This is a genomic window from Halobacillus sp. BBL2006, from assembly GCF_000786645.1.
GTDB lineage: Bacteria > Bacillota > Bacilli > Bacillales > Halobacillaceae > Halobacillus.
This window is the reverse complement of the sequence record NZ_JRNX01000122.1, coordinates 1-4,576: the sequence shown is the minus strand read 5'-3', so window position 1 is coordinate 4,576 and position 4,576 is coordinate 1. Positions and strand designations below refer to the sequence as shown.

The following is a 4,576-nucleotide window of genomic DNA, read 5'->3' as shown; positions in this document are numbered from 1 at the left end:
TTCCCCGCCACCATCATCGCACATAAAAGTCTCGAATCTGGGTCTTCAACAATCGGGAGCTTTAATTGAGGAAGAAAAATCATAAAAAAGAGTGTAAGGATAATAAATTTATATCCTTACACTCTCTTTGGTGATTAACACCACTCACAATATTCAAGTTCCATTTTCAACTCATCGACATATTCATGGGATCCCGTGACAATGAGACGATCATTCATTTTCAGCTCAGTATCCCCGTGAGGAACAATCGAATCCTTCCCACGGAAGATACGGACCATAATCACATCGCCTGTGAACGGGAACTCTTTCAAGCTCACACCATTGTATTCAGAGTTGTTCATATTGATCTGATATAAGGCAGTCTCTTGATTCGTTAAGATATCCACGACGTTCGGAGCTTCGATCATCGCCTTCAATAGAGCTTTGGAAGACAATAAAACGGAGAAGACACTTATATTCAATTCCCTTAATTCAGCGGCCAGTTCAGGCGACTCAATTCGGGCAATGACTCGTTCGACTCCTTGTTCTTTCGCATAGCGAGCAACCTCTGCGTTCTTTTCTTCGTCCCCTGTCGATGCAACGACGAGGTCTACGTTAAACACCCCATATTCTTTCATTGACTCGATATCGTAGCCATCCACTTCCTTGATATCAAAGCAGGATCGACTGATCTTGTCATCGATTTTATCGACTTTTGTATGATATAGGTGTGTTTCATACGCATTGATATCGAGTTCTCGAACAACAGGCAGCGTCATTCGGTTTGACCCAATGAACGAAACAATTACCTTGTGGTCTTCATCCTCAAAGCGGCCATAAATTTTCTTGAAAACAATCGGTGCTACTAAACAAGTAAGGACGGCAACAAGAATGAGCGCCCCTTCCATTTGCGCATCAATCATGCCTTCCCTTTCACCGATTGTTGCGGCTGCAATGACCAGAGAAAGTGTTGATGTCAAAATAAACCCTGTGCTAAGCACGGTTCTCGTATCGTACCACTTTTTCAAAATAAGAGCTGGCAAAATTTTTGAAATAAGCAGAGCCACAAACAATAACGGAATCAAAATGACAACACGTCGGTCTGTAAATAAGCTCCATATATCAATTTCCACTCCGACCATCACGAAGAAAATCGGAATGAGGAATCCATAACCGAAACTGTCAAGCTTCTTGACCATCTCCTGATTAGGAGACAGTAAGGAAACAAGCGTACCGGCAAGGAAAGCTCCCAGGATATTTTCAGCGCCGACCGTTTCAGATAAAGCTACAAGTAAAATTATTAATGTGAATACAGCACGCGTATCAATTTGAATTGTTCCTTTTGCCATCGTTTCAATAAATGATTGATGGCGGAACTGTTTCCCAACAAAATACAGTAGAACACCAACGGCAAACAGAATAAGTAACAACCATGTGTTCCCATGGCTTTCTCCGTAAAGAGATACGAAAACAGCTAATAAAATCATCGTTGCCAAGTCTGCGATAACTGCAATCAGCAGAATCGTCTGGCCAATGGTCGTCTTCATCATTTGTGCATCTTTCAAGGTAGGTACGACGACACCTAATGAAACCGTTGAGATGATCAGTGTCATCAGGAAGGCATTATCAATAAATCCTGCCAGCACAAATAAATAAGACAAGCCCAGAGATAGAACGAAAATGCCGACGAACACAATTAAAGCCACGAATACGGGATTTGGTGCTCCTGTTCCTTTGTTTTCTGGTTTTGCTTTCTTTTTCCTGCGGGCAAAGATGGAAAAATCAATCTCGAGACCACTTAAAAACATAAGGAAAATAAACCCTAACGTGGAGAGGATCTCAAGCCAGCTTCCCTGTTCGACGAGATCGAATCCGCTCTGCCCAATAATCAATCCTACGATGATTTCTGCAACCACTACAGGTATCATATTTAATTTAAAACGATGCAAGATAATCGGGGTTATAAATGCTGCTAAAATTACAATAACAAGAGATGTTACCGAAGCACCATGTTCCATACTCGCCCTCCTTCCGTTATATCAATAAGTTCATAAAGGCTGTAGCCATTCCGAAATAGATCAGAATGGAAATGATGTCATTGATCGTTGTGATAAACGGACCAGAGGCAACGGCAGGGTCGATATTGAACCGGTGCATAATTAATGGGACAAGAGAACCCGCTAAAGTTGCAACAATCAGGGTCAATAAAATGGACAATCCTACGAGCAAACCTAAAAAGAAGTTTCCTTGCCAAAAATATACGATAAACGTAATCAATACTCCACAGGACACGCCTGTAATTAAACCTGTGCCTGCCTCTCTGAACATCAGCTTCCATTTTCCTTGTTTTTCAATTTCTCCTGTAGCAATTCCTCGGACTGCGACGGCAAGAGCTTGCGTTCCAGTATTACCTGCCATGCCTGCAATCAATGGAATAAACACAGCTAATATGGCAACTTTATCTAACGTCTCTTCAAATCTTCCAATTAGACTGGCGGTCAAACTTCCCAGGAAGAGGAGGATAATAAGCCATGGCAATCGTTTCTTTGCGGACGCGAACGCATTTTCATCCGGGCTATCCACATCAGAAATTGCGGCCATCTTGGAATAGTCATCACTCGCTTCTTCTTCCATGACATCCATAATATCATCCACTGTAATGATTCCAAGTAAATGGTCTTGAAAATCAACGACCGGGAGAGCCAGGAAGTCATAGTCTCTTACCATACGAGCGACTTCTTCCTGATCCTCCCCTACGGAAACAGAAACGACCCTTTCATTCATAACATCAGATATCAACCACTCTTCTTCAGAGATGATTAAGTCTCTCAAGGAGATGACTCCGACCAGCCGTTTGTCTTCATCGATGACATACGTGTAATAAATCGTTTCAGCGTCTGGCGCTTCTGTTCTTAAATGAACCATCGCCTCTTTAATCGTCATTGTTGCTTTCACCACAACGAACTCGGTCGTCATAATAGAACCGGCCGTTTTCTCTTCATAATGAAGCAAATCTTTAATTTCTTGAGCTGCTTCATTATCCATAATGGTTAAGAAGCTTGCTACTTTATCTTTATCCAATTCATTAAAAATATCGACGGCATCATCGGTCGACATTTCAGCAAATACTTGAGCGGCAAAACGAGGGTCCATTTCAGAGAAAAATGGTTCAATATCCTCGTAATCGATATGTTCCATTACATCTGCGACTTCTTCGGGGGATAGGTACGTGTAGATTTGCATACGGACATCTACCTCTAACCCTTCAAAGATCCTTGCTTGATCATAAGGATGGAGTTCTAAGAATTCTGCACGAAATTGATCGATATGGTCATTTAGCAATGCATCCTCGATAGTGCTCCAAACCTCTTGGCGCTCCTGGTCATCTAAGTGTTCCATAAGCAACCCTCCTCGACGTCCTTATCGTCTTTGACCGTTTAATCTTAATTGTACGTATAGGGTTTGTCAACGAATGTATTTTCTTTTTAATAAATCGTAACACTTGGCTTAAAATTATCGTCAGAATCATGTACACTTACAATTATACTCGAAGTTTAACAGATTGCTCGATAGAAAGGGAACAAACATGAATGATAATCAACAGTCATCACCGATAGATTTTACCATCATCTTTGTCGTCATTGCTTTTGGCATCATCAGCTGCTATACCTTATATACTGTAAATCCATACTTAGGAGTCGTTGACCAGGGAGCTTATATGAAACAGATCGTCTGGTATGTGCTCGGATCTATAGGAGCGGCGATTGTAATGATCGTCGATTATGACCGCCTCAACCAGATTGTCTGGGGACTTTATGGATTTGGAGTTCTAATGCTTGTTATGATCTTCCTTAACATCCCACCAGGAATTGTCCATGAATCCGGCGGTGCTGTAAGCTGGTTCAAATTCCCCGGGATCGGTACGATTCAGCCATCAGAATTTATGAAGGTCTTCCTTGTGATTGCCTTAGCGCATGTGATTGTCAGACATAATGAAAAAAACCGATCAAGAACGGTTAAAACCGATCTTATCTTATTACTTAAAATTTTTGGCTTAGCGATTGTACCTATGGGGTTAATTGCGGTACAACCAGACTTAGGAACATTTCTTGTTCTAGCGTCCATCACAGGTTTTATGATTCTCGTTTCAGGCATTCAATGGAGAATTCTCTTATCCATCCTATCTTCCATTCTGCTTATGGTCGGCGTGGTTGCGTTAATGTTCGTTTTCAATTTTTCAAAAGTGACCACATTCTTAGAAGAATCTGTATTCGCCCACGTTGACTCCCGCTTCTACGGGTGGTTACAGCCGGAAAAATATGAACAGAGCGCTGGTCTTCAATTGCTTAAGTCGATCACGGCCATCGGCTCTGGACAACTGACCGGAAAAGGAGTAGGAAATTTTGAAGTGACTGTTCCCGAACGGCACACAGATATGATCTTCACAGCAATTTCCGAGCAATTCGGGTTCGTTGGCTCCAGCATTGTTGTGACGCTTTTCTTCTTATTGCTATATCGAATGATACAGATTGCATTTGAAAGTAATGACGCCTTCGGCAGTTATCTGATCGTCGGAATCGTTGCGATGATTGCATTC

The 4,576-nt window shown here is 41.8% G+C and carries 3 protein-coding genes; 1 reads left to right on the top strand and 2 read right to left on the bottom strand.

Annotated elements, in window-relative coordinates; translation table 11 throughout:
• Nucleotides 1–134: 134 nt before the first annotated feature.
• Nucleotides 135–1,997 (bottom strand): monovalent cation:proton antiporter family protein, encoded by a 1,863-nt coding sequence (locus LD39_RS04470; protein ID WP_035543320.1) that lies wholly within the window; start codon nucleotides 1,995–1,997, stop codon nucleotides 135–137.
• Between the two features lie 16 nt (nucleotides 1,998–2,013).
• Entirely contained in the window at nucleotides 2,014–3,378 is a 1,365-nt protein-coding gene (mgtE, locus tag LD39_RS04465; protein WP_035543318.1) for a magnesium transporter, read from the bottom strand.
• 187 nt (nucleotides 3,379–3,565) lie between these two features.
• On the opposite strand from mgtE, the gene LD39_RS04460 reads away from it, so the two are divergent.
• On the top strand, nucleotides 3,566–4,576 hold a 1,011-nt coding region (locus LD39_RS04460; protein WP_035543316.1), incomplete at its 3' end, for an FtsW/RodA/SpoVE family cell cycle protein.